Annotated in this window: 27 protein-coding genes and 1 pseudogene; 14 read left to right on the top strand and 14 right to left on the bottom strand. The window is 31.7% G+C overall.

Annotated features, from left to right (window positions below):
• Window positions 1-7 precede the first annotated feature (7 nt).
• The 3 genes from queC to CQA57_RS00935 are packed head-to-tail and all read left to right on the top strand — an operon-like array spanning window position 8 to window position 2,578.
• Window positions 8-682 (top strand): 7-cyano-7-deazaguanine synthase QueC, encoded by a 675-nt coding sequence (gene queC, locus CQA57_RS00945; protein ID WP_115578357.1) that lies wholly within the window; start codon window positions 8-10, stop codon window positions 680-682.
• Between the two features lie 36 nt (window positions 683-718).
• Complete coding sequence (locus CQA57_RS00940) at window positions 719-1,708, top strand: tRNA dihydrouridine synthase (protein WP_115578356.1); 990 nt, start codon at window positions 719-721, stop codon at window positions 1,706-1,708.
• On the top strand, window positions 1,709-2,578 hold the full coding sequence (locus CQA57_RS00935; protein WP_115578355.1) for an outer membrane beta-barrel protein: 870 nt from the start codon (window positions 1,709-1,711) through the stop codon (window positions 2,576-2,578).
• On the opposite strand, the gene CQA57_RS00930 is transcribed toward CQA57_RS00935, so the two are convergent.
• Together CQA57_RS00930 and CQA57_RS00925 are read right to left on the bottom strand one after the other, a co-directional pair.
• On the bottom strand, window positions 2,569-3,219 hold the full coding sequence (locus CQA57_RS00930) for an ABC transporter ATP-binding protein (RefSeq protein ID WP_115578354.1): 651 nt from the start codon (window positions 3,217-3,219) through the stop codon (window positions 2,569-2,571). The two genes, CQA57_RS00935 and CQA57_RS00930, sit on opposite strands and share 10 nt — an antisense overlap.
• Complete coding sequence (locus CQA57_RS00925) at window positions 3,220-4,476, bottom strand: apolipoprotein N-acyltransferase (RefSeq protein ID WP_170126790.1); 1,257 nt, start codon at window positions 4,474-4,476, stop codon at window positions 3,220-3,222.
• Window positions 4,477-4,566: 90 nt separating this feature from the next.
• Here CQA57_RS00925 and CQA57_RS00920 point away from each other — a divergent pair, with 90 nt between their 5' ends.
• The 4 genes from CQA57_RS00920 to CQA57_RS00905 are packed head-to-tail and all read left to right on the top strand — an operon-like array spanning window position 4,567 to window position 8,791.
• On the top strand, window positions 4,567-5,145 hold the full coding sequence (locus CQA57_RS00920) for a CvpA family protein (protein WP_115578352.1): 579 nt from the start codon (window positions 4,567-4,569) through the stop codon (window positions 5,143-5,145).
• A gap of 18 nt (window positions 5,146-5,163) precedes the next feature.
• Window positions 5,164-6,669 carry a lysine--tRNA ligase gene (gene lysS, locus CQA57_RS00915; RefSeq protein ID WP_115578351.1) on the top strand — a complete coding sequence of 502 codons (1,506 nt, stop codon included), beginning with the start codon at window positions 5,164-5,166 and terminating at the stop codon, window positions 6,667-6,669.
• Between the two features lie 15 nt (window positions 6,670-6,684).
• Window positions 6,685-7,935 (top strand): serine hydroxymethyltransferase, encoded by a 1,251-nt coding sequence (locus tag CQA57_RS00910; protein ID WP_115578350.1) that lies wholly within the window; start codon window positions 6,685-6,687, stop codon window positions 7,933-7,935.
• 43 nt (window positions 7,936-7,978) lie between these two features.
• Entirely contained in the window at window positions 7,979-8,791 is an 813-nt protein-coding gene (locus CQA57_RS00905) for an SPOR domain-containing protein (protein WP_115578349.1), read from the top strand.
• Here the strand turns inward: CQA57_RS00905 and CQA57_RS00900 are convergent.
• Window positions 8,784-9,554 carry a sulfite exporter TauE/SafE family protein gene (locus CQA57_RS00900; RefSeq protein WP_115578348.1) on the bottom strand — a complete coding sequence of 257 codons (771 nt, stop codon included), beginning with the start codon at window positions 9,552-9,554 and terminating at the stop codon, window positions 8,784-8,786. The two genes, CQA57_RS00905 and CQA57_RS00900, sit on opposite strands and share 8 nt — an antisense overlap.
• A gap of 93 nt (window positions 9,555-9,647) precedes the next feature.
• On the opposite strand from CQA57_RS00900, the gene CQA57_RS00895 reads away from it, so the two are divergent.
• From CQA57_RS00895 to CQA57_RS00880, 4 genes are read left to right on the top strand one after another with little or no spacing between them, the layout of a single operon-like run.
• Complete coding sequence (locus tag CQA57_RS00895) at window positions 9,648-10,490, top strand: NAD(+)/NADH kinase (protein WP_115578347.1); 843 nt, start codon at window positions 9,648-9,650, stop codon at window positions 10,488-10,490.
• Window positions 10,483-12,012 carry an AAA family ATPase gene (locus tag CQA57_RS00890; RefSeq protein ID WP_115578346.1) on the top strand — a complete coding sequence of 510 codons (1,530 nt, stop codon included), beginning with the start codon at window positions 10,483-10,485 and terminating at the stop codon, window positions 12,010-12,012. The genes CQA57_RS00895 and CQA57_RS00890 overlap by 8 nt, the downstream gene beginning before the upstream one ends.
• Window positions 12,009-13,331: an NFACT family protein gene (locus CQA57_RS00885; RefSeq protein WP_115578345.1), complete on the top strand. Its 1,323-nt coding sequence runs from the start codon at window positions 12,009-12,011 to the stop codon at window positions 13,329-13,331. Before CQA57_RS00890 ends, CQA57_RS00885 begins: the two co-directional genes overlap by 4 nt.
• Window positions 13,332-13,619, top strand: a complete 288-nt coding sequence (locus CQA57_RS00880; protein WP_115578344.1) for a hypothetical protein — start codon at window positions 13,332-13,334, stop codon at window positions 13,617-13,619.
• On the opposite strand, the gene carA is transcribed toward CQA57_RS00880, so the two are convergent.
• The 5 genes and pseudogenes from carA to CQA57_RS08330 form a co-directional block, all read right to left on the bottom strand.
• A complete protein-coding gene (gene carA, locus CQA57_RS00875; RefSeq protein WP_115578343.1) occupies window positions 13,609-14,727 on the bottom strand; it encodes a glutamine-hydrolyzing carbamoyl-phosphate synthase small subunit in 1,119 nt (372 codons plus the stop codon). The genes CQA57_RS00880 and carA overlap by 11 nt on opposite strands.
• Entirely contained in the window at window positions 14,727-15,275 is a 549-nt protein-coding gene (locus CQA57_RS00870; RefSeq protein WP_115578342.1) for a DUF507 family protein, read from the bottom strand. Before CQA57_RS00870 ends, carA begins: the two co-directional genes overlap by 1 nt.
• Before the next feature lie 72 nt (window positions 15,276-15,347).
• Complete coding sequence (locus CQA57_RS00865; RefSeq protein ID WP_115578403.1) at window positions 15,348-17,267, bottom strand: transglycosylase domain-containing protein; 1,920 nt, start codon at window positions 17,265-17,267, stop codon at window positions 15,348-15,350.
• A 9-nt stretch (window positions 17,268-17,276) separates the two neighbouring features.
• On the bottom strand, window positions 17,277-17,729 hold the full coding sequence (locus CQA57_RS08335) for a CZB domain-containing protein (RefSeq protein WP_245941823.1): 453 nt from the start codon (window positions 17,727-17,729) through the stop codon (window positions 17,277-17,279).
• Window positions 17,730-17,783: 54 nt separating this feature from the next.
• Window positions 17,784-18,065 (bottom strand): annotated as a pseudogene (locus CQA57_RS08330) (methyl-accepting chemotaxis protein); the annotation flags it as partial.
• Window positions 18,066-18,745: 680 nt separating this feature from the next.
• Here CQA57_RS08330 and fur point away from each other — a divergent pair.
• A complete protein-coding gene (fur, locus tag CQA57_RS00855; protein WP_115578341.1) occupies window positions 18,746-19,213 on the top strand; it encodes a ferric iron uptake transcriptional regulator in 468 nt (155 codons plus the stop codon).
• Here the strand turns inward: fur and pseI are convergent.
• From pseI to flgH, 5 genes are read right to left on the bottom strand one after another with little or no spacing between them, the layout of a single operon-like run.
• The gene (gene pseI, locus CQA57_RS00850) at window positions 19,191-20,213 is read right to left on the bottom strand and encodes a pseudaminic acid synthase (RefSeq protein WP_115578340.1); all 1,023 of its coding nucleotides are present in this window, start codon (window positions 20,211-20,213) and stop codon (window positions 19,191-19,193) included. The genes fur and pseI overlap by 23 nt on opposite strands.
• The gene (pseH, locus tag CQA57_RS00845; protein ID WP_115578339.1) at window positions 20,194-20,682 is read right to left on the bottom strand and encodes a UDP-4-amino-4,6-dideoxy-N-acetyl-beta-L-altrosamine N-acetyltransferase; all 489 of its coding nucleotides are present in this window, start codon (window positions 20,680-20,682) and stop codon (window positions 20,194-20,196) included. Before pseH ends, pseI begins: the two co-directional genes overlap by 20 nt.
• On the bottom strand, window positions 20,679-21,521 hold the full coding sequence (locus CQA57_RS00840) for a hypothetical protein (protein ID WP_147288334.1): 843 nt from the start codon (window positions 21,519-21,521) through the stop codon (window positions 20,679-20,681). The genes pseH and CQA57_RS00840 overlap by 4 nt, the downstream gene beginning before the upstream one ends.
• 37 nt (window positions 21,522-21,558) lie before the next feature.
• The gene (gene pseF, locus CQA57_RS00835; protein ID WP_115578337.1) at window positions 21,559-22,242 is read right to left on the bottom strand and encodes a pseudaminic acid cytidylyltransferase; all 684 of its coding nucleotides are present in this window, start codon (window positions 22,240-22,242) and stop codon (window positions 21,559-21,561) included.
• Entirely contained in the window at window positions 22,243-22,938 is a 696-nt protein-coding gene (gene flgH, locus CQA57_RS00830; RefSeq protein WP_115578336.1) for a flagellar basal body L-ring protein FlgH, read from the bottom strand.
• A 76-nt stretch (window positions 22,939-23,014) separates the two neighbouring features.
• On the opposite strand from flgH, the gene CQA57_RS00825 reads away from it, so the two are divergent.
• Both CQA57_RS00825 and CQA57_RS00820 read left to right on the top strand, forming a co-directional pair.
• Window positions 23,015-23,461, top strand: coding sequence for a GatB/YqeY domain-containing protein (locus tag CQA57_RS00825; protein WP_115578335.1), 447 nt, complete (start codon window positions 23,015-23,017; stop codon window positions 23,459-23,461).
• Window positions 23,448-24,101 carry a GyrI-like domain-containing protein gene (locus tag CQA57_RS00820; protein ID WP_115578334.1) on the top strand — a complete coding sequence of 218 codons (654 nt, stop codon included), beginning with the start codon at window positions 23,448-23,450 and terminating at the stop codon, window positions 24,099-24,101. Before CQA57_RS00825 ends, CQA57_RS00820 begins: the two co-directional genes overlap by 14 nt.
• Here the strand turns inward: CQA57_RS00820 and CQA57_RS00815 are convergent.
• Window positions 24,098-24,619, bottom strand: coding sequence for a phospholipase D-like domain-containing protein (locus CQA57_RS00815; RefSeq protein ID WP_115578333.1), 522 nt, complete (start codon window positions 24,617-24,619; stop codon window positions 24,098-24,100). The two genes, CQA57_RS00820 and CQA57_RS00815, sit on opposite strands and share 4 nt — an antisense overlap.

Here is a 24,619-nt window from a genome sequence, read left to right as displayed (position 1 = left end):
AGATGGTATGGAAAAATGCTTGGTAATTTTTAGCGGGGGACAAGATAGCACAACGACTGCTAGATGGGCACAAGAAAAATTTCAAAGTGTTGTCTTGCTTGGATTTGATTATGGGCAAAAACACAAAATCGAATTAACTCAAGCACAACTCATCGCACAAAAACTCCATCTACCTTTTCATATCATAAAACTTGATTTTTTAGATCAAATCTGCCAATCTGCACTATTTTTCAATAGCACCCAAAATGTCAATGATACACATCTAAATAATAATGCTCTGCCTGCTTCATTTGTGCCAAATCGCAATGCAATTTTTATTACCCTTGCGCATAGTTTTGCACAAAAAATTGGTGCTAATCACCTTGCACTAGGAGTTTCAGAACAAGATTATAGTGGATATCCTGATTGTAGAAAGGTCTTTATTGATAGCATAGAAAAAACCCTCAATCTTAGCTCACAAACCCATATCACTATCCATACTCCACTTATTGCTATGTCTAAGGCTAAAGAATTTGCACTCGCAAAAGAGCTTGGGATTTTAGAAATCATCTTAGAAGATACACATACTTGCTATGAGGGCATAAGAGAAAAAAAACATCCTTGGGGTTATGGCTGTGGAATCTGCAATGCTTGCATTTTGCGTAAAAATGCTTATGAAAGTTTTTTATTACAAAATGCTTAAGGTATAATTAGCAAAAATTTGAAAAATAGGGATTTTATGCAAATCAACTTTGAAAATCTTTTGATGTTAGCACCACTTGCTGGATATACAGATCTTCCATTTAGAAGCGTAGTTAAGCAATTTGGTGCAGATATAACAGTAAGTGAGATGATAAGCTCACACGCTTTAGTTTATTCTAATGATAAAACTTTGAAAATGGTAGAAAAATCCCCACAAGAAAACCCCTATTCTGTGCAAATTTCTGGCTCAAAAGTCGAGATAGTCAAAAAAGCCGTGGAATGTCTTAATCAAATTGATGGAATTGATATTATTGATTTTAATTGCGGTTGCCCTGCCCCAAAAGTTGCAAATCATGGCAATGGAAGTGGCTTGCTCAAAGACTTACCCTTGCTTGTAAAATTACTTCAAACTATCAAAGAGACAAGCAATAAACAATATAGTAGCGTAAAAGTGCGATTAGGATTTGATAAAAAAATACCTCAAGAAATTGCAAACGCACTCAAAGACGCACCTATTGATTTTGTCGTAGTTCATGGTCGCACACGATCTGATGGATACAAAAAAGAAAAAATTGATTATGAAAGTATTGCACAGATAAAAAAAATCCTAGATGTTCCTGTTATTGCTAATGGAGAGATTACAAGCTATGAGATTGCAAATGATGTGCTCAAACAAACAGGAGCAGATGGCTTGATGATTGGTAGAGCTGCTATTAGCTCTCCTTGGATTTTTTGGCAAATCAAAAATCAAACTTCAGAGATTCCACATATCATCAAAAAAGAATTAGTTTTAAAGCATTTTGATGCGATGATTGATTTTTATGGGCAAAGAGGGGTGATTATGTTTAGAAAAAATTTACACGCTTATGCCAAAGGACATAAAGAGGCTAGTGAATATCGCAATAAAGTCAATGGTATTTCTGATGCACATATTATGCGAGAGAGCATTGAGAATTTTTTTGAAAATAATATGCTTGTGCAAGAAGATTTACCTCAGCTTGTAACTCTCAATAAGAAAAGTGTTTAAGTGAAAAAAGTTTTATTTTTTTGGCTTTATCTTGGGTTTTTATATGGTATTGAAAACAATGCTTTTGTAGGTTTTGGAAGCAGTTTTGGAAACACAATCCATACAGATTTCTCTCAAGTTATTACAAAAGATAATAATACTTGTGAGGGAAGCGTGTGCATAGGAGGCAAATCCTCTGCAACCTACAAAGGACATATTAGCCCAACTTTTAGATTTATACTTGGTAATGAAGCGATTTTTGATAAATTACATATCTCTGGACTTAGAATCTATGGAGGCATAGAAGTAGCACAAGCATCTTTAGGAAATATACAAGGAGAGGTGCAAACACAAACTCCTAGAGATGTAAGTTTTGATACAATTGTAGGTGAAAAAAGTGATGGTTCTCCTGACATTCAAAAAGTAGCTATGCTTAGCCCAAAAGCACAGCAGGATTTTTTGCTTAGTAATGCAATATCCACCACACTAAGCCTAAATCTTGATTTTTTCCTCAATTTCCCCATTGATTATTTTTTTCAAAAAAAATGGAAAAAATTTCCATTTATGAAAATAGGAATTTTTGCAGGATTTGGCGCAGAATTTAATCTTTTAAAAAGTAATTATTGGATCAATCAATCCCTTTATGATAATCAAGAAAGCGCATTTTATGCTTCAGGTAGTGGGGTATTTTTTAATCTTGGGGGGCATTTTTATCTCACAAGACATGATAGATTGGAGTTTGGGGTAAAAATCCCTTATTATAATCTCAAGCAGGACTCTTGGAAAGCTGTAAATGCAACAGCAAATATTTGGGCAGAGCAAACACTAAAACAATCTTTTGAGATTAAAAAAGATATAGAGTTGCGTATTGCTTATGTATTTTATTTTTGATTTTCAAGAATGAGTTTTTTATCTTTAAGTCGATAAACAAAATTACAACGATATGCTAATTCTTCATCATGTGTTGCCAAAACAAGTGCACTTTTATTTTGTTTGATATATTCAAACATCATATCCATCACACTTTTTGCAGTCTGACAATCAAGATTTCCTGTAGGTTCATCTGCAAAAATAATCTTTGGTTTTTTGCACAAAACTCTTGCTATAGACACCCTTTGTTGTTGTCCTCCACTTAAACTCCCTACATTTTGATGCAGGATTTTTTCAATTTGTAGAGATTTTAAAATCTTTGTATCCAACTGCACTCCTGTAAGCAGAGTGGCTAGATTGAGATTTTCTTGAGCACTAAAACCTCTAAAAAGATAATGTGCTTGGAAAATAATGCCTAAATCATAACGCCTTAAGCGCAAAAGCTCTTGCTTGCTATGAGTATAGATATTTTCTAATCCACATAAATCTATACTGCCTTTTTGAGGAGGCAACATCGTGGAGAGATGATTGAGAATACTTGATTTTCCACTACCACTAACCCCTAAAATTGCCATAGATTCTGAAGCATTTAATCCAAAATTCAAGTCCTCATAAAGTAGATGCTCAAAACTATGTGTTAGATTTTTTACTCTTAAAATCATCTATTTTCCTAAAAACAAACTTGGGGTAATTATCATTGAATCTGAAAAATTTGCACTATGCAAAATCAAAGCTTTTGAGATTCTAGCATAATACTTCAATAAAATTTGTTGAAAAAATGGCTCAATACTGGGATAAAACCACGCATTATTGCTGATAACTACAACATATTGTGGCTTATCTTGATAAAGAATTTTTGAAGTTCCTTCATAGCAAATTGCGTTTCTAAAAATTTTATTATCAATCACAAAATTTCTTGGCTCTTTTGCAAAATCAAAAGATTGTTCTGTGCCAAAAAAAAGTTTTGAAAGAGGTTTTGCCAAAAAATTGGGCAATGGAATCTTCTCTCCAAATGGAGCCAAAACAACCTTATCAATCATTTCTATATTTCCTTCATTAAAAATATAAGTAGAATTAAAAATTCTATCCCTATCTCCACGCAAGGCTCCTGTAACAATTGCAATATTTTGACTTAATTCTTTCAGGCTTGCTAATATTTGTGGATAGTGATTTAAAACTATTGGAAAGGCTGTTTCTGGCAAAACAACCATTGCTTTTTTATTTTTAATAGCATCTTGAATATATTGCAAATTCTTTTGAACAATCTGATACAAATTTTCACTATCCCATCGTATATCTTGAGGCACAGCAGTCTGAGCTAGCTCTATATCTAAAGGGGCTTTGTAAGTTTTGAAAAATTCTGTTTGCAGTGTCGCGAGTGTTAAAAAAAGTAAAGCAAAGATTCTTATTTTTCCCTTTTGAAGTAAAAAAAATACCCCAAGCAATACGCAACAAAAACTTATCTTATCTACTCCAAAAATACTATAAGCAAAAAAAGATTCCACAAAGAGCCAATCAAAATAAAAAGGATGAATATATCCTAAAAATAAAAGTGCAAGGATTCTAAAAAAAATATTTTCAAACCAAAGCAAAAATGTAAAAATTAACCCATAAATACTAGCAACAAGAAAAATAATCAATGGTATTAAAATAGGCATTGGAGAGAATCTAAAACTTAAAGCAATCCAATAAAACAAAAGCACTCCTACATAAAATCCAAAGTAAAAACGCATTTTTTTATCTATCTTGATAAATGCAATCAAAGCACAGAGAGCAAATAAAGTATTCAAAGCAATATAAAGTCTTTCATATCCAAGAGACAAAAAAAGTGTTCCACTTAAAATGGGTAAAGAAAAAATTAGTGCAAAAAGAAAAGTTTGCAGTTGCTTTTGTAGAAAATGTAAGTGAGTTTGTTGCATTTTTATCCCATAAAATCTCAAATATTTTTGGTAGAATAGCATAATTCTATTTTAGTTTTATTTAAGCTTTAGAGAGATTGGGGATTTATTATGGGGTATATTGATATTTTTATTTTAGTGCTTGTTGTTGTTTTGGGTGCTAGAGGATTTTTGAATGGTTTAATGCACGAAGTATCAACACTTATTGGAGTTGTAGCTGGGATATTTTTTGCTTCTAGGCTTTCTGGGGAAATGGCTGTTTTTTTTAATCAGTATATCTACAATATCAATAGCCCTTCTGTTTCTCTTATACTTGGCTTTATTATCGTTCTTGCATTTTTTTGGGTCGGTTTTATGATGCTAGGTTTTATACTCTCAAAGTTTGTAAAATTTGCAGGACTTGGATTGCTTGATAGATTTTTGGGTTTTGCTTTTTCTTGTATCAAAAGCTTCTGTATTCTTGCTTTTATCATATATGGTCTCACTCAAATCAACTTTATCAAAGAGATTGACTTTGTAAAAAAATTACCTCAAGAAAGCAAAGTCTATGCTACAATGCTTGAGACAGCAAGCACGATTGTGCATTTTGATAGTATTGCAGAAGTTGAAGAAAAAATGCAAAAAATTGGTAAGGGAGTTCAAAAATCTGTTGAGCAAATTCAAGAGAAGATTCAATCCCCATTACACTAGAAAATAGAGGAAAATACAATGTTTGAAAATCAATATATCCAGCAACGCCTCCACAAAGTCCAACTCCTAAAAGAACAAAATCAAAACCCTTATTGCAACGAAGCAAAAAAAACTATCAGTAATTTAGATTTTTTAAAGAAATTTGATTATTTAAAAAATCAAGAAGAAAAAAAAGAAATCTCTCAAAACTTTTATGTTACAGGAAGAGTAAAGCTTCTTAGAATGATGGGAAAGGCTTGTTTTATCAATATAGAAGATGAAAGCGCAAGCTTACAAATTTATGTTTCTCAAAATGACCTACAAGAACAATTTGAGATTCTCAAAAAAACTTTAGAGGTTGGTGATTTTATCAATGTTTATGGTTTTCCATTTGTAACTAAAACAGGTGAGCTTAGCCTTCATGCAACCGCTTATAAGCTCTTAACAAAATCCATTGTTCCATTGCCTGAAAAATTTCACGGACTTACAGATATAGAATTGCGTTATAGACAAAGATATGTTGATTTGATTATGAATAAAGAAGTGAAAGAAACTTTCAAATTACGAAGTCAAATTGTTTCTAAAATTCGTAGATTCTTTGAAGATAAGGGATTTTTAGAAGTAGAAACTCCAATGCTCCATCCAATACCTGGAGGTGCAAATGCAAGACCTTTTATCACACATCACAACGCACTTGATGCTGATAGATATCTTAGGATTGCGCCAGAACTCTATCTTAAACGGCTGATTGTAGGTGGCTTTGAGGCAGTTTTTGAAATGAACAGAAACTTTAGAAATGAAGGAATGGATCATTCTCATAATCCAGAATTTACAATGATAGAGTTTTATTGGGCTTACAAAACCTATGAGGATTTAATTGCTCTTACTAAAGAATTTTTTATCTATCTATTAGATTCCTTAAATCTACCCCATAAATTACCACATAATGGTGATATTATTGATTTTGATTGCTTTGAGGTTATAAGCTATAAAGATGCTTTAGAAAAAATTGGAGGTATATCAAGAGATATTATCGAGGATGAAAATAAACTCAAAGAGTTTTTACAAGAAAATCATATTGTCATTCAGCCACAAATGGGTTATGGCAAATTACTTGGAGAGGCATTTGATGCTTTTGTAGAATCTAAACTCATCAATCCAACTTTTATCACTCAATATCCTATTGACATCAGCCCTCTTGCAAGACGCAATGATAAAGATATGCAAATAGCAGATAGATTTGAGCTCTTTATTGGTGGTAAAGAAATTTCTAATGGATTTAGCGAACTTAATGATCCTATTGATCAACTAGAAAGATTTAAACAGCAAGTAAAAGAAAAAGATGCGGGAGATGAAGAAGCTCAATATATGGATGAAGATTATGTATGGGCTTTAGGATATGGTATGCCCCCTACTGCTGGTCAAGGCATAGGGATTGATCGTTTGGTAATGCTACTTACTGATGCAAAAACCATCAAAGATGTAATCTTATTTCCTGCGATGAAAGTCTTAAAATCCAATGAAGAAGATTCACTAATCCAATAAAAGAAAGGTAAAAACATGCAATATTATTTAGAACAATCAGACAAAGAAGTTTTTTCAAGCATTCAAAAGGAATTTAAAAGACAAAATGAACATCTTGAAATGATTGCTAGTGAAAATTATACTTTTCCTAGTGTTATGGAAGCTGTAGGAAGCATACTAACAAATAAATACGCCGAGGGTTATCCATCAAAGCGATATTATAGTGGATGTGAGTTTGTAGATGAGATTGAAAATATCGCGATTGAGCGTGCTAAAAAACTCTTTGGTTGCAATTTTGCAAATGTTCAACCCCATGCAGGTTCTCAAGCAAATACCGCTGTATATTCTGCACTTCTCAAGCCCTATGACAAAATTCTAGGTATGGATTTAAGCCATGGAGGACACCTCACTCATGGCGCAAAAGTAAGTATCACAGGGCAAATGTATCAAAGCTTTTTTTATGGCGTTGAATTAGATGGAAGAATTGATTACAATAAACTCGAAGAACAAGCAAAACTCATAAAACCTCAACTAATTGTATGTGGCTTTTCTGCCTATACTAGAGAACTAGATTTTAAAAGATTTAGAGAGATAGCTGATAGTGTTGGTGCAATTTTAATGGGAGATATTGCACATGTTGCTGGACTTGTGGTAGCTGGAGAATACCCCAACCCCTTCCCACATTGCCATGTAGTAACTACAACAACACACAAAACTCTTAGAGGTCCTAGAGGTGGTATTATTTTATGCAATGATGAGGAAATTGCACAAAAAATCAACAAAGCTGTTTTTCCAGGTAGCCAAGGTGGCCCATTGATGCATATTATTGCAGGAAAGGCCGTTGGATTTGGTGAAAATCTCAAACCAGAATGGAAAGTCTATGCAAAACAAGTAAAAAGCAATATAAAAGCAATGGCAGAGGTGCTTATCAATAGGGGTTATGATCTTGTAAGCAATGGAACAGATAATCATTTAATTTTGATGAGTTTCCTTAATAAAGATTTTAGTGGAAAAGACGCAGATTGCGCACTTTGTAATGCAGGAATCACTGTCAATAAAAACACAGTTCCTGGAGAAACTAGAAGTCCATTTGTCACTAGTGGAATTAGAATAGGCTCTCCTGCACTAACAGCAAGAGGCATGAAAGAAGAAGAATTTATTTGGATTGCAAATAAAATTGCAGATATATTAGATGATATTCACAACACTAATCTACAAAAAGCCATAGAAAAAGAAATCATAGAATTAGGAGGTAGATTCCCAGTTTATAATAAGCCAATTTTTTGATAAGAATACGATAATATTTTAAGAATAAAATTAAGGAGAAAAAATGGAAGAAAAAGACTTTAATGAACTTTTATTTGAGGAAAAGAAAAATCCAAAAAATATCAAAAATATTATTTTAGGTGCAATAGGCGTTGTTGTTGTCTTGATTATTATCTTGCTTGTATGGTCATTTACAAGAAGTTCTCACGATGTAGTAGAGCATTCAGAAACAATACAACCTGAGCAAATCTTAGATAATACCAAAACCCCAGAAGCAATAGAAGATGAACGTTTTGATCAAATTATGCAAAATCTAAAAAATAATGATCAAAATACCTTAGCATCAGACACTCCATCCAATCAAGAAATTCCTGCTATGCATGAGGATAATCACCAAAATCTAAGCCAAGAGGAAGCACTTTCATCTGCTCCACAAGAAATAGTGCCAAATGATCAATTCCATACAGCATTAGATCTAAAAAATGAAGCAAAAGAAAAAGAATTAACCCCTCAGCTACAAATGACAGCACCTCAAGAAGAGATACCTGCATTTAAAGAAGAAAAAGAACCTGTAGCTCAACAAAAAAACATAGAACAAAAACAAGCTAAAAAACAAGTAAAAAAAGCTAAGGCAAATACAAATTCGCGTATCGCAACAAAAGGCTCTTATTTACAAGTTGGTGTATTTAGCAAAAAACCAAGCAAAGAGTTGCTAACAATGCTCAAAAAACATTCTTACAGAACTCAAGAGATTACCATCAATGGACAAAAACTAACAAAATATCTTGTAGGTCCGTTTAAATCTCGTTCTGAAGCAAGTAAATATAAAGAAGCAAATCCAGAATTAGATTTCTCTGTATATTTTGAGGTTAAATAAGTCTCTCTAAGAGATGATAAGTCGTCAGAGATATTGCAAAAACATAAATGCAAGATAACACTCTTTTATGCAAAGAGAGTGTTATCTTCTGTACAAGAAAAATTCCAATACTTACTCCAATCATTGCACTTACACCTACAAATAACCCTACATATAAAATATTAAAATCAATAATTTGATGTTGGAATAAGGACAAAGCCCCTGAAATAGAAGAACAAATAATAAAAAATAATGATAATACGCTAATTTTTTTAGTATCAAAACCTAAAAAATGCATAAGAATTGGCATCATCAATAAACCACCACCAACCCCCAAAGAAACAGAAAAAATCCCTGTAATCATTCCTGTAAATATTAAAACAGAAACATAGTATGTTTTTGTTGTTTTGATAGTTTTCTGCTCTGTATTACCATTCTTTTTATTCAAAAAATTATAAAAAGATAGGCACATTAAAAGCAAAAAAATAAAAGTAAGTTTTGTTTCACTTAAAATTTGCAATACCTTACCACTAAAGCTAGCACCTATAACACCTCCTATTCCAAGCAACACACCATCTTTTAAAGAAAGTAGTCGTTTTTTATAATTGATTATAGAACCAAATAAAGAGGCAAAAATCATTTGCAAAACAGAAATACCCACTGCTTGATGCACACTAAAACCTAAACTCAACATCATAGGAACAATAATAGTCCCTCCACCTAACCCAAACATTCCAGAAGCAATACCAGAAATTATCCCTACAACAATGTATAAACCTTCCATTATAAAAACCTTATATATAACTCTAAACTATTGTAATTATTCTTTTTCAATAGGGAGTATATTTTTGATACAATTAAGTAAAAAAGAGGGAATATGCAAAAAAACATCACAAAACTAGGGATATTCTTAAGGCCTCAAACATCTCTAGAAACTTTTTTAGCAATTTGCAATATCCTTCAAAAAGCCAATATTGAAGTAATCTTAGAATCATCTAGTGCAAATGATATTAGTTTTACTCCATCTTATCCACTTGATCAGCTTATACAAAAAGTTGATGCAATTGCCTCTATTGGGGGAGATGGGACATTGCTCTCCTTAATTAGAAAAGTTTATGGTAGCCACATTCCTGTATTTGGTATCAATACAGGAAAACTAGGATTTTTAACTGCTATAAATCCTTTTGAATTGCAAGATTTTCTAAAACTTTTGACTACTGGCAACTATCTAATTGAAGAGCATATGATGCTTGAGGCTCAAATAAACAATCAAAATTTTTTTGCAATCAATGAATTTCTAATTTCTAAAAACAATCTTACTAGTGGAATACTTAATATTCAAGCCTACATTGATGGCGAAATCTTCAATACATACAAAGGCGATTCTCTCATCATTGCAACCCCTACTGGATCAACTGCATATAATATTAGTGCTGGTGGCTCCATCGTATATCCTTTATGCAAGAATATTTTACTTACACCTGTTGCTGCACATACGCTCACCCAAAGACCTATGGTATTAGATCACACACTTACTTTAAATTTTAAAGTAAGCACTCAAAGTATTGTCATTATTGATGGACAAGAAACTATTGTAACTAATCCTAATGATATTATCACGATAAAAAGTGCGCAAAAACCAGCTCTTTTAATTCAGCAAAAGCAAAGAAATTATTTTAAAGTTTTAAAAGAAAAATTCCAATGGGGACAAAATGATTGAATCAATCCATATAAAAAATGCCATCGTATTTGAGAATCTAAATCTTGAATTTCATAAGGGACTTAATGTATTTAGCGGTGCTAGTGGTAGTGGTAAATCTGTATTTATGGAATCCTTGCTCGGGCTATTTGGACTTAGAGATTCTAATGCTACACAAATACAAGGAATTCTAACACAATGCCCTATCAATCTGGAAGATTATGGTATTGACAATGAAAATGAGATATTCATCAATATTATAAAAAAAGATAAAACAAGATATTTCATCAACAACTCTCTTATTGCAAAAAAAAATCTCCAAGAGATACTCTCAAATCACATCAAACACATTTCTCTTAAAAATTCCACAGAGCTACAAAGCTCTAATCTCTTGAGGGTTTTTGATACTCTTATTACAAGCAAAGAGCAAGACTATCACTCTTTGCTCTTGCAAATGCAAATCAAATTTGATGAACTTCAAACAATCAAACAATCCTACAATCAGCTACTTAAAGAAGAAAAAAATATCCAAGAATTAAGAGAATTTGCAACCTTTGAGATCAATAAGATTCAATCTTTAAATCCAAAAGTAGGCGAATATGAAGAATTGATGCAATTAAAAAAGAATTTTTCAAAAAAGGAAAAAATACAAGAACTTATTACTCAATCATTAGATATTTTACAAAATATTCACATCATACAAAACACTCTACAAATCCTAGAAAAGACACATCCTACTTTTGATGAAAGCATTCTTGAGATCAAAGATATTCTTCACAATGAGGATACAAAACTTCAAGAATTAGACACTCTAAATCCTGAAGAAATTCTTGATAGAATCTCCAAACTTGCAGACTTAAACCACCGATATGGCAGTATTGAAGAAGCCCTTATACGATTGCAATTTCAACAAGAAAAATTAAAAGAATATGACAACATTAGTTTTAATAAAGAAAAACTCTTGGATAATCAAAAACAAATTGAGAAGGAATGCATTTTATTAGCCAAAGAAATTTCCCATTACCGCATAAAATATATCAAAGACTTTACAAATGGGTTAGAAGAACTCTGCAAACTCTTAAAATTAAAAGATATACAAGTTTTATTAAAAGAAAATAGTCTCAGTCACACCGGTTCTCAAGAAATTTCAATACTACTAAAAAATACACAAATACAAAATCTCAGTATGGGAGAATACAATAGACTGCGCCTTGCTGTAATGTGTCTTGAAGCAAATTTTTCAGATAAGACGGGAATTTTAATTTTAGATGAAATTGATGCAAATTTAAGTGGGGAGGAAAGCGATGGAGTAGCAAAAGTATTAAAACAGCTTGCTACAAGCTATCAAATCTTTGCTATATCACACCAACCACATATCCCAGCATTAGCAGATCACCACTATCTTGTAACCAAAAAAGACAATAAAAGCTTTATCCAATCTTTAGACACAGAAGGAAAAATTCAAGAAATCGCAAGAATGATAAGTGGTTCTAATATCACTAAAGAAGCAATAGAATTTGCAAAAAAAAGATTAAATTTATGAATCTTTGTTTATTGAAAAATATTGCTAAACTTTTTAAAGAATATACACATATCAATTCTCTAAAACGCATTCAAGAAAATCTTTTTAGATTGCAACTCGATCAAGAAATTTTTTATCTTGATATGCAAAAATCTCAAAGCAATATTTTTATCTCAACAGAGATATATACCGGAAAAACCTACCAAGCACCTTTTGATATTTTATTGCAAAAACTTACAAAAAAAGCTAGGCTTCTTGATTGTTTTTGTGATGGAAATAATAGAATCTTGATTTTACACTGTCGCCAACATCATCTATATAAAGATTTTGAGTTTTTTATACATTTTGAATTTACAGGCAAACACACAAATGTAATCTTAGTAAATCATGAAAATATAATTCTTGAGGCATTGCGACATTTAAATAGCGATAAGACTTCAAGAGAAATTAAAGTAAATCAACCACTTATTCCACTCTTTCAAAAAAATACCTCAGAAAAAATAATATTTTACTCTAAAGAACAAATATTTTATTTTCTCCAAGAAAATTATCATAAAATAAATACTCAAAAATTACTTCAATATAAGCAAAAAGTCCTCTCTAAGCTTGATAAGAAGATATATACATATCAATGCCTTCTTAAGGAATTACCTCAAGTAGCAGGGCTTGAAAATCAAGCAAAGAAACTTCGCGATGAAGCAAATCTATTGTTATCAAACCTGCATCTCATTAAACCTTTTGACAAATACATAATACTAAAAGATTTCAATGACCAGCAAATACAAATTGAGATTCCAAAACCCTATCACTTGCCACAAGATTGCATCAATCATATGTTTACACAAAGCAAAAAGCTTTCTAAAAAAGCTAAAAATATCCATCTCGAAGAGCAAAACTTAAAAAATAAAATACATTTTTTGCAACAAGAAATACGCTTTATTCAAAAAACAAATTCTCTGGATAATATCTCTATCTTAGAACCACAAAAAAGAATAAAAGAAAAAAATATAAAGTTTGAAAGCTTTTTTATTGAAAATTACAAAATATCAATTGGAAAAAATCAAAATGAAAATCAAGCCCTACTAGAAATGGCAAAAGCAAATGATATTTGGTTACATATCAAAAATATTCCCTCATCTCACATGATTATTCATTGCGGAAAAACAAGACCTCCTCAATACATTATTCAAAAAGCTGGAGAAATACTCGTGGAATTAAATGAAATTTTAAGAGGCAATTTTGAAGTCGATTATACATTAAGGAAATTTGTAAAGATTAAAGAGAATGCTCATGTGTCTTATGCAAAATACCAAACATTAGTTTATAAAAAAGAAGGTTAGATGGCTATTTCACCTATTGGCAACATCACTTATATCAATCAAAATACCCAAGCAAATGTTCAAAATATCCAAAATAGAATCGATACCACTCCAATCAATATTCAAGAATTTGAAGATAAAATTAATGATATACAAGAAACTAGAGCAACAGAAGAAACACACACTATTGATAAAGATTCTCAAGGAAATGGGCAAACACCTCAACAACAACATCAAGAAACAAAAAAACAAGAAGATGAAGCATTAGATGAAGTGATATCAACACATCTTCTTGATATTAAAGCATAGAAGCAAACTCTGCAAAAAGCTTTCTAGCTTCCTTTGGTCCAGGACTAGATTCTGGGTGATGTTGAACAGAAAATATTGGGGCATCTTTATATCTTATCCCCTCAATCGTATTATCAAAAAGATTACGATGGGTTATCTCAGCAATATCAGCAATTTCCTCTGGAACAGAGTAATTGTGGTTTTGCGAAGTAATTTCAACTTCTCCGGTGATAATATTTTTTACTGGATGATTCCCACCATGATGCCCAAATTTAAGCTTAAAAGTATTATAACCGTGTGCTATTGATAAAAGTTGGTGACCTAAGCAAATACCAAACATAGGAATTCTAGCCTTAATCAATTTTTTAATTTGCGCCACCTCATCTTGCAACAGCATAGGATCTCCTGGACCATTAGACAAAAAGATTCCATGAATTTCTTGTTTCTTAAATCTTTCTATAAGCACATCTGCCTCAAAAGAATATGGCACTACCTCCACCTCAATCCCAACATCTGTTAATTCATTTAAAATATTGGTTTTAATTCCAAAATCAACAGCAACAACTTTTTTTATAGTATTAGGTTCTTTGTATGCAAATGTATTAAAATCAAAAGTGGCATATTGATGAATATAAGGCTTTTTTGTCGAAACAATCTCAATATAATTAATTTCTTGTATATGCGGAGCTTCGCTTAAAAGTTTTTTAAGAATCTCAGGATCAGATATTTCCGTTGAAGCAATCATCATCATTGCCCCTTCTTTTTTTATCATTTTGACAATATCACGAGTATTTATTTTACACAATCCCATTATATTTGATTGCTTTAAAAAATTTTCTAAACTATCTTTAGCTCTAAAATTTGAAAACCTTGTATTATATTCCCTTACTAAAATACCCTTACAATACGCTCCACGAGATTCTTTATCAAAATCATTTACCCCAACAATACCTATTTCAGGCATACTAAATACAATAAATTGACCCGCATAACTTGGATCTGTAATAATCTCTTGATATCCACTCATGGAAGTATTAAAAACTACTTCTCCTATGCTTGTTCCGCTAGCACCAAAACATTGAGCTTCAATAAAAACACCATTTTCAAAATACACCCAAGCCTTTTGCATTAAAAACCTCTTCTTCTCAGCTCTTCTTGATACATCTTATCAAACATCAACTCATATTCATCTGTTCCAACCAATAACTTTCTTTTATAGTTTTTTATTTTATCAATTACAACGCTTTCAATATCACCATATATCTGTGCATACATATCAATAGATTTAAAAATAAGATTCTTTACTAAATTCTCACTCACTTTAGTTTTTATAAAACCTTCTAAAATCAACTCATCTAACATCTTATGAGAAAGCTCGTTGTATCTATCTTCCCAAGATAATGAAAAATTTTCACTCTGTGCAATTTGCTTTTTAATCATCCAAAACATTTGTTTTTCATCAGCTCGCATAAACTCTATATTTTCAAGATTCTCTTCTAATATCTCCTTAGCCCTAGTATCAATATGACTTTCTTTTTTTAAATCCTCTTCTAATACCTCTTTAGCAACTTGAGTAATCTTTTCTAAAGAAGTCTTCATTTCTACTAAACTAGAATTTGCAATGTCAAGAGCTATTTTATTGGCTACATAGGGAATATGATTTAACTTTAATTTCATTGCACACCTCTTAATATAAATAAAAAAATTATATGATTTTAACGAGTTTTGCTTAAATGTTTTATTAAAAAATTAAAAGATAAGCTTATTCTCTTCTTCTGTAATTTTTTTATCTGGTAATTTGGAAGTATCGGTATAAAAATACCTTACTTTATCAATTGTTTTTTGATATACCCCTTCAGGAATTACAAAGCGTTTTTTTAAGCTTGGATCAATTTTTAGTATTCCATTGATAAAATCAGAAAATATTGGAGCAACGATGTTTGTCCCTCCTCCAATATTTCCAATAGATCCATTATTATCATTACCAAACCAAATAATCACTTGAGTATCTGGGGTAAAACCACAAAACCATGCATCATTATTATTATTTGTCGTTCCCGTTTTTCCTGCAACATCTACACCCCTTACCCTTGCCCTTCTGCCTGTACCATTATTTACCACTTCTTGCAAAATAGAAGTTACTAAATATGCTTGTTGCGGTGTTGTAAATTCTTCTTGCTTTGTATAAAAGGTTTCAACTTTCCCATCTCTAGAAATAAGCTGGGAAATAAGTTGAGGTTCTAAAATAATTCCTTCATTAGAAAAAAGAGAATAAGTCTTTGCTAAATCCATAGGTGCAGCAATCAAACTCCCCAAAACAATAGTTAGATTCTTTGCACTAGGATTAAAACCATAAGATTTGATTGCATTATAAGTTTTATCAAATCCAACCATATCTACCAAATTGATCGTAGCAAGATTTAAAGAGTGAATCAATGCATAACGCAAGCTCACAATCCCATTAAAAGAATTTCCAGCATTTTTTGGTCGCCAATACTCCTCGTCATTTCCAAAACTTCTTGCCACATCTGGAATCATAGTAGCTGGAGAATATCCAGCGTCAAAAGCATTTTGATAAATAAAAGGCTTAATCGTGCTACCAATCTGACGCTTTGCTTGAGTTGCTCTATTAAATGCACTCTTATTATAATCAATGCCTCCAATCAATGCAAGTATTTCTCCAGTCCTTGAATGCGTTACAATCATTGCACCATTTAGAGTATTTTCTTTGTCTTGCAATCTATTTAACTTTATTGCATTCTGATACCCTTTATTAAAAACCTCTTGTGCAATCTTTTGATAATCTAAGTCTAAATTAACCTTTATGACATAACCAGCTGTCTTTAAATCTGGTAAATACGAAAGCTGTTTCACCACCATATCCACAACATATGGTGCCTGATTTTGTGCCAATCCTTGATTAAAAACCTCCGGAATCTCAGCAAGCGCTTCTTTATACTCACTTTCACTCACCCAACCTAATGTATACATTCTCTCTAAAATATTATTTGCACGACTTAATGAAAAATCAAGATTCTTAGTAGGATCATAAAAACTTGGTGCACGAGGCAATCCTGCAATCATTGCAATTTCTTTCAAGGTTAATTGATCTAAGTTTTTCTTAAAATACCCTTGTGCCGCGGCCTTAACACCATAGTAACCATGACCTAAGAATGTATCATTTAAATAACGCTCTAAAATCTCTTCTTTACTTAAAGTTAGCTCAATTTGTATAGCCAAAATCGCTTCTTTAACTTTCCTATAAAGCGTTTTATCTCTTGTTAAAATTGTATTTTTGATGAGTTGTTGTGTGAGTGTGCTGCCTCCTTCAGAATATTTTCCGTGCTTTAAATTTTTTAAAATAGCCCTAAAAATCGCATCATAATTGATTCCGTGGTGTTCAAAAAACAACGTATCTTCTACGGCCACTAAAGCCTCTATCATTCGTGGAGGTATTTCATCAAAATTGGCATAAAATCTAAATTGATCGCCATAAATGTTTGCTACTAACCTATCTTTTCTATCCAAAATTTGAGTCGTAAGCTGTGGTTGATAATTTTTAAGTTTTGATACATCATCTTGCAAGGCTAGCCAAACAAATACAATCCACAATGCTCCAAAAAATAAGATAGCAAAAGCTGATGTAATAAATATTTTCTTAAAGGGCAAAGAACTCAATTATTTTTCTCTAATTTTATTTTTTGATTTTTCAATTTCTTCTTGCTTCTCTTCAAACATTTCATTGATACAATCAATCACTCCACTACTTGCTTTTTCCATTCCAAGCACCTTTGTGTTAATCACTTCCCTAGAAGCCTTATCTCTGCCATCTTTTAGAATCTGTGCAAGTGCATTTGCATTACTATGGACGCCCAAATGATGATTATCAAGTTTTTTATATCCTTGTGTATCCGCAAAACTATTCTTTCCATCACCTTCAAAATACCATTTACCCAAACGACATTGCGTATGATCAACTTGTTTAAAATCATCAGCAATATCAAATACAAATGCATAAAGATTATTTTTATATACTGTATGATCCAATTTAGCAAGTGCACAAAAAACTCTATTATTTGAATTTTGAACTGTATATTTTGCAATCTCTGAACCTACTTTATAACTATTCATATTGCAATAAAGCTTTTCAATTTTGTCTTTAATGGTTTGTGTTGCTTGATTTGTTTCTTCAATGCTTGTTTGAATATCACTAGATTCTTGTTGCATTGATTTTACAACAATAGCAATCTCTTTTGTTGCTTTTTGTGTCTTCTCAGCAAGTTTTCTTACCTCATCTGCAACAACTGCAAAACCTCTTCCATGCTCACCAGCTCTTGCAGCCTCAATAGCTGCATTTAAAGCCAATAAATTTGTCTGCTCAGCAATATCATCAATTAAAGAAATCACACTTGTAATCTCGCTACTTCTTTGAGCCAAAGAATCCACAAGCACAATAGCTCCTTGCATTTTTTGATGCAATGCCTGAACATTATCAGAAGCCTGCTTACTTAAATTTAATCCTTCAGTGCTAAGTTCTTGCCCTCTTTGAGATTCTTGTAGGATTTGTTTTAATTCTGTCAAAATACTCTGCAAAGAGCCTTGAGCCTCTAAGATTCCATCTTTTAAACTTTGATGATATACAGCAAATAAATCTACACTATCAACAATTTCACTTCTAAAATCAGATTTAAAAATTGCATAATAAGTGATATCATCTAAATACATACTCTTAATTTGATAGGTAAAACCATCAATAAAAACTCTCTGCGCATTAAAATCTAGATTTTCTAAAATCCCTTTATGGAGCATCTTTGCAATATTATTCATAAAGACTATCTCTCCATCTTTCACACCTATTACAATTTCTTGAGCACTAAAGCCTGCCAATTCCCTTAAAATAGCATTTTCTTTTTTTAACTTTTCTATTTCTGAATTTTTTTGAGCCACTTCAAGCTGAACTCTCTTAGAATTTCCAAACATAAATATCTCCTTGCTCCAAAAGTCTCAAATACCTTTAGTTTTTACTACCTTAACCTTATTGATTTGACAATTATATTACAATATTATTAAGATTATCTTATTACATAAGGTATTGTGAGAATATGTTACAATTACCTAGAAATTAAATGAAACAGCAAGGTTACATCATGTCAAATCGTCTTGAAACTTTAGATTCCATCTTAGAAAGATTAAGAATTTCAATCAAAAAAAATGGTCTGAAAAATTCAAAACAAAGAGAAGAAATTATCTCTGTTCTTTATAAAAATCGCACACATCTAAGCCCAGAAGAGATAGCTCAAGAAATACGCATCAAAGATAAAAGCACTAGCATCTCCTCTGTTTATAGAATCTTGAATTTTTTAGAAAAAGAGAAATTTATTACAACACTAGAAACTGATAAAAGCGGAAAACGCTACGAGATAGCAGCAAAAGAACATCATGATCATATTATATGTCTTGAATGCGGTGAAATCAAAGAGTTTGTTGATACCTCCATTGAAGAGCAACAAATTAAAATTGCTACATTAAATGGTTGCAAACTTATTAGTCATGATATGAGACTTTTTGTCGTTTGTAGCAAATGTCAAAAAACTACTCAAAGTCATCAAAACTAAGAGGTTTGGAAAAATCCAAATCTCTTTTTGCTTTCTTCCCTAATACTTGCATTAAATACTTTGGATGCAAACCAGCATAAGGTCTAAAAGATCCGATATTTTCTCTACTCAATATTTCTCCAGCTTTGATATTCTTCTTAACAAAAAGGCTTCTTGCAAAACTTCTTTGATTTTTATATGCCTGCTCATCCCTGCCAATAGTGCCATCTCCAAGAGATAAGATAGTATCATTGATATCTTTTACAAGAAGTTTGAATTCTTCAAAATCCATACTAAATGCACTATCTACTCCTCCTAATTTCTTATCAATAATAAAATGCTTCTCTATCAAACTTGCCCCAAGAGTAGTTGCTACAACTGCACATAAATTACCCAAAGTATGGTCCGATAAACCATACTTAACTCCAAAAGTTTTTCCTAGATTTGGCATTGCTAAAAGATTAGCTTGCGCTATTGAGGCAGGATACTCACTAGTGCATTGCAAAAGCGTAATATCATTATTGCCAGCCTTTTTGCACATCAAGACTGCTTCTTGTATCTCAGCTTCTGTAGCAATCCCTGTAGAAAGAATTATAGGTTTTTTTGTCTTAGCCACTTCATAAATAAAAAAAGAATCGATGAGTTCAAAACTTGCAATTTTATAGCGTGGGCAATTTAAGTCTTCTAAAACCTCAAGTGCTTTTTGACTAAATGGTGTGCTAAAAATTTCAATTCCTATACTTTTGGCATAATCAAATAAAATACTATGCCATTCCCAAGGCAAAAATGCCTCTTTATACAATTCAAAAAGATTCTTATCTTTCCATAGTCCTGACTTAATTTGAAAAATATCGCTTTTAGAATCTAAAGTCAAGCAAGAAGGATCATAGCTTTGTATCTTTACACTATCTGCTCCAGCTTCTTTTGCCATTAAAATACTTTTTTTTGCAATCTCTAAATTTTGTTGATGATTTGCACTAATCTCTGCAACTATCAGAGGCTTACAATTTGTGTTTTTCATAAATCAAAATCTCCTTGGAATTTTGTTTGCATTTTATATATCCATTTCTTTCATAGCAAGAAATAGCATGATAGTTATGAGAAAAAACCTCTAAAATAATGGTTTTTAGTTGCATTCTTTCAAAAGCAATTATTTCTAAAATCGCCAAAATCTTATCTCCTACTTTAGAAAAAATAGGATTTTTATAGATACCTGCGTATGATTTTTTATCTAGAAAATCTACTCCTACTAATGAAACTACCCCCAAAATAATCCCCTCTTGTTTTAGAAGATAGAAAAATTTTGTTTTATCTTTTTTTAATGTCTCTATAAAATTAAAATGTTCTTGTAATGAAAAATTTTTATGAAACATCCACTTTGAAATTTCTGGATGATTACGAAGCCTAAAAACCTCCAATATATCATCCCTATCCAAATTAACAAAGTTAATAATTTCTATATCCTCAATAAAAAAATGCTCCTTTATCATTTTAAAACCTGCAATAACTTATCATTTAACTGAGAGCCAAACTTTTTTTTAAATTGGTATATTTGTTCTTTTGAAAGTAAATTGGTCTTTTGAATATCTGCTTGTAAGTGTTCTAATGTCGTCTGAATAATAACATTATATCTTGCATATGCCTCAACTTGATGCATTTGATTCTTTGCCACAGGAATAACTATTGAAAGAATCTCTGACATTAAGAGCTCATTTAACATTCTACCTCCTGCTGTAATAGCATATCCTGCAGTAGCAAAAAGCTCACACAAACTCTTTGCATCAATATTGCGATATATCTTACAATCCCCATAAAAATGTGCTTTGTAACAAGGTCCCAAAATTACGATAATTTCAGAAAAAAAATCCCGCACCTTATCATAAACTGCTTGCGTAAGATTCCCCTCATCACTCCCACCAAAACAAATAATCAGCTTATCGCTTTGAACTTTTTTTTCTTGAAAAAATAATTCATCACAAATCATAAATTCAATTCCTGCATAAACTTCATTAGGATATGCAATATATAAATCCTTAGTATCAATCCCTCCATTAAAAATAACACAATCTCTAGGAAAAGGAATCCTTGCGACATCATCAATCACAATTACTTTTTTAACTTTTTGTAAGGCTATTTCATACACTCTAGATTCTGCTTGATAACTATCAATAACAACAAAATCTATACCTTCCAAATGAGAAAGAATATTATCCCCATAAAACCAGGCTTGATCAAACCGACTATCTTGATTATAGGTAAAAAGAACAACCTCAAAACCAAGTGTATGGAGCTTTTGCTTCAATAGCAAACAACGAGAATAATGCCCCATCCCAAAAACAACTCCATACTCACAAAAAATGGCAACCTTAAGCATATTTTATTTTATATTTAATCTCAGCCAAATTCCAATCATCAAGAGTATCAATATCTTGAACCAACATTCTTGGCAAAATCACAGGAATAGAATCTTTTTCAAAAATTCTTCGCTCTTCTAAAAAACTTTGTGCATATCCCCAATAAAATCCCCCAGCATCATGATAAACTTTTCTTAAATCTTGAGATCTAAAAAGCTGGTATTGTGGAAAAAGCAATGTCAATACTTCATCTTGTATGCAAAATCCTCTAAAGGGGGAAGAATCAAACTCTACCGCAGAGAAAGCATAATTTTTATCACTCCTCTCTTGAAGCAACTTAAAGCCCTCAAGGATATACTGTGTTTCTAAAAGTGGAGCTGTGGGATAAATACAGCATACCATATCTTTAGATTTTAGTTGCAAAGTGCTAATGACATTAGCAATAACTGGTAAAGTAGCAACATTATCACCACTTAATGCCTCAGACCTCTTGATAGCAAGATGTGCTCCATATTTCTTTGATAAATCTAAAATCTCTTCATCATCACTACTCACCACAACCATATCAAAAATTTCACATTGAAGAGCCAATCGGATAGAATAAGCAATAATAGGAATACCACAAAATAATTTCAAATTTTTTCTAGGAATCCTTTTGCTACCACCTCTTGCTGGTATAATTGCTACCTTTTTCATTTAGTAAGGATACTCACTCTCAATAGCATCACTGGCAACTTTCTTTTTACTTGTATTGCTCAAATCACCTAAATTTGAATACTGAATTTTTGCATCTGCTAAATATTTTGATTCTACTGTATTATTACGATTGATATCATAGGGACGCACAACACCACTTACTTTAATAATCTGCTTCTCCCCATCTACTAAAATTTCCTTATTGCCAAATATAAAATAATTTCCATTTTCCAAAACCTTTATAATGCGTGCAGTTACCGTAAGATTTAAGGCTTCGGTTTTGCTTTGAGTTCCTCCACCCTTAAAAGTAGTATTATTTGTCGGTTTTGTAAAAGTATAATTTGTCCTATCATCTAGTTCTTGAGTAGTTTTCTTTTTATCTTCATCTGCGCCATTGTATTGCAATCTTGGTGCTGTAGAGTTACCACTTGAATTATTATTATATGCCTTAGAAGAAGAATAATTAGCACTTGAATTTTCACTAATAATCACTGTAATAAGATCATCAGGCCTCATTGCCCTTCTATCAGAAAACAGAGGCTTATCACCCTGACCAAACAAGCTACCTGGTTTATTAAATTCAGGGATAAAATCTCTTGAAGGCATTTCCTCAACATACTCTGGAGGATTCATATCAATTTCTGGCTGATAGGCTTGTAAATACAAAAACATCAAAAAGAGCAATCCTTTTTTCATCACCGCTAAATCCTTTTAATCAAAATTTTTCTGTTATAATCAAGCAACAATTATTCCAATACTACAAGGAGATACTTTGAGTACTATTAAAGAAAAGATTAATCAGGATTTAAAAGAAGCAATGAAAAATCAGGATGTTTTTAGAAGAGATACTCTAAGAATGCTAAATAGTGCTTTCAAACAAGTGGAAGTTGATCAAAGAATAACACTTAGTGACGAAGATGTGATTAAAATCTTAAAATCTGCTTATAAGCAAAGAGAAGATGCTGCACAGGCGTATAAAAAAGGTGGAAGGGAAGATCTCTTTGAAAAAGAAAGCAAGGAAATGGAACTAATACTACAATACCTGCCACAACAACTCAATGACGAAGAATTAGAACAAGCCTTAAGACAAATCATTAAAGATACACAGGCTAGCGGAGCAAAAGATATGGGTAAAGTAATGGCAATTGCAAAAAATCTTAATGCTGATGGTAGACGAATCTCTAGTATGCTCAAGGATCTTTTGAATGCAATTGCATAAAAAACAAAGTATTTTTGATTATAAGAAAGTTTATAGCCATCTTTATAAACCAAAAAATACCCCCTCTATTATACAGATTCCAAAAATGAAATTTATTGCTGTTAAAGGTAAAGGTGATCCAAATATAGAAAATGGAGAATATCAACAATCTATTGGACTACTTTATAATATTGCCTATAAAATTAAAATGAGTTCAAAAAAAGGGTATTTTATAAAAAATTTCTTTGATTTTATTGTACCTCCTCTTGAGGGATTTTGGTGGCAAGATGGAGTTCATGGTGTTGATTATCAACATAAAGAACATTTTAGATTTATTTCAGCCATCAGAATGCCCGATTTTGTAGATATGAAAGATTTTTATTGGGCATTAAACGAAGCTAAAAAAGATAAAACGAAAGATTTTTCAAAGATTAGATTCTTATCCTATCAGGAGGGACTTTGTGTTCAATGCATGCATTTAGGATCATATGAAAGTGAAATTCAAACAGTAGAGACAATGCATGAATATGCAAATCTAAAAGGCTTCAAACTAGATTTCAACAAGAAAAGAACACATCATGAAATTTATATTAGCAATCCAAGAAAAACACAAATGCACAAACTAAAAACTATTATTAGACATCCTATTAAAATTTCTTAAAAAACCAAACACTGTTGTTGCATCTTATTAAAAAAACTTTTTGCTTTTTGCACAATCTCTATTTTGTCAGTAAAATAGAGAATCTCATAATTATTTTCAAAAGCACCCTTGCTCCAATTTGCAGATCCAAAAACAACCTTTTTGCCATCAACAATTGCAAGTTTTTGATGCATTATCCCATAATATTTTTTTTGTTCATTGTATACGCCTTTAAGGGTGCATACCTTAACATTATTTAATATCGCCAAATAGCCTATTGTAGAATATTTATTTTTTACATTTGCTTCATTGTCATAAATGATTGCAATCCTAACACCATTTTTTGCCCTATCCCTTAAAACCTTTGCAATTTCCTTATTAGTAAAACTATAAATTGCAATATCAATGCTCTCTTTAGCACTTTCTAATGTTTTTTTTAAATGATACAACGCTTGCTCTTGCTCATCAGGCATAAAAAAAATTCTCTCCTTTGATGACAAAAAAGAACAAAATAACAAACAAACCAATAACTTATTCAT

It is taken from the genome of Helicobacter anseris, from assembly GCF_003364335.1.
Taxonomy (GTDB): domain Bacteria; phylum Campylobacterota; class Campylobacteria; order Campylobacterales; family Helicobacteraceae; genus Helicobacter_H; species Helicobacter_H anseris.
The sequence above is the reverse complement of the archived record's forward strand: the minus strand, read 5'-3'. Positions and strand labels throughout refer to the sequence as shown.

Bases quoted from the DNA above. Each gene is read 5' to 3' on its own strand.
- CQA57_RS00900 (WP_115578348.1), bottom strand. From the start codon at position 9,554: ATGGAAGGTTTATACATTGTTGTAGGGATAATTTCTGGTATTGCTTCT.
- CQA57_RS08335 (WP_245941823.1), bottom strand. From the start codon at position 17,729: ATGAATAGTTATAAAGTAGGTTCAGAGATTGCAAAATATACAGTTCAA.
- CQA57_RS00905 (WP_115578349.1), top strand. From the start codon at position 7,979: ATGGAAGAAAAAGACTTTAATGAACTTTTATTTGAGGAAAAGAAAAAT.
- CQA57_RS00880 (WP_115578344.1), top strand. From the start codon at position 13,332: ATGGCTATTTCACCTATTGGCAACATCACTTATATCAATCAAAATACC.
- CQA57_RS00940 (WP_115578356.1), top strand. From the start codon at position 719: ATGCAAATCAACTTTGAAAATCTTTTGATGTTAGCACCACTTGCTGGA.
- CQA57_RS00910 (WP_115578350.1), top strand. From the start codon at position 6,685: ATGCAATATTATTTAGAACAATCAGACAAAGAAGTTTTTTCAAGCATT.
- CQA57_RS00885 (WP_115578345.1), top strand. From the start codon at position 12,009: ATGAATCTTTGTTTATTGAAAAATATTGCTAAACTTTTTAAAGAATAT.
- carA (WP_115578343.1), bottom strand. From the start codon at position 14,727: ATGCAAAAGGCTTGGGTGTATTTTGAAAATGGTGTTTTTATTGAAGCT.
- CQA57_RS00925 (WP_170126790.1), bottom strand. From the start codon at position 4,476: ATGCAACAAACTCACTTACATTTTCTACAAAAGCAACTGCAAACTTTT.
- CQA57_RS00920 (WP_115578352.1), top strand. From the start codon at position 4,567: ATGGGGTATATTGATATTTTTATTTTAGTGCTTGTTGTTGTTTTGGGT.
- CQA57_RS00820 (WP_115578334.1), top strand. From the start codon at position 23,448: ATGCAATTGCATAAAAAACAAAGTATTTTTGATTATAAGAAAGTTTAT.
- CQA57_RS00890 (WP_115578346.1), top strand. From the start codon at position 10,483: ATGATTGAATCAATCCATATAAAAAATGCCATCGTATTTGAGAATCTA.
- CQA57_RS00815 (WP_115578333.1), bottom strand. From the start codon at position 24,619: ATGAATAAGTTATTGGTTTGTTTGTTATTTTGTTCTTTTTTGTCATCA.
- CQA57_RS00870 (WP_115578342.1), bottom strand. From the start codon at position 15,275: ATGAAATTAAAGTTAAATCATATTCCCTATGTAGCCAATAAAATAGCT.
- CQA57_RS00840 (WP_147288334.1), bottom strand. From the start codon at position 21,521: ATGGGGCATTATTCTCGTTGTTTGCTATTGAAGCAAAAGCTCCATACA.
- pseI (WP_115578340.1), bottom strand. From the start codon at position 20,213: ATGAAAAACACAAATTGTAAGCCTCTGATAGTTGCAGAGATTAGTGCA.
- CQA57_RS00930 (WP_115578354.1), bottom strand. From the start codon at position 3,219: ATGATTTTAAGAGTAAAAAATCTAACACATAGTTTTGAGCATCTACTT.
- queC (WP_115578357.1), top strand. From the start codon at position 8: ATGGAAAAATGCTTGGTAATTTTTAGCGGGGGACAAGATAGCACAACG.
- flgH (WP_115578336.1), bottom strand. From the start codon at position 22,938: ATGAAAAAAGGATTGCTCTTTTTGATGTTTTTGTATTTACAAGCCTAT.
- CQA57_RS00895 (WP_115578347.1), top strand. From the start codon at position 9,648: ATGCAAAAAAACATCACAAAACTAGGGATATTCTTAAGGCCTCAAACA.
- lysS (WP_115578351.1), top strand. From the start codon at position 5,164: ATGTTTGAAAATCAATATATCCAGCAACGCCTCCACAAAGTCCAACTC.
- pseH (WP_115578339.1), bottom strand. From the start codon at position 20,682: ATGATAAAGGAGCATTTTTTTATTGAGGATATAGAAATTATTAACTTT.
- fur (WP_115578341.1), top strand. From the start codon at position 18,746: ATGTCAAATCGTCTTGAAACTTTAGATTCCATCTTAGAAAGATTAAGA.
- pseF (WP_115578337.1), bottom strand. From the start codon at position 22,242: ATGAAAAAGGTAGCAATTATACCAGCAAGAGGTGGTAGCAAAAGGATT.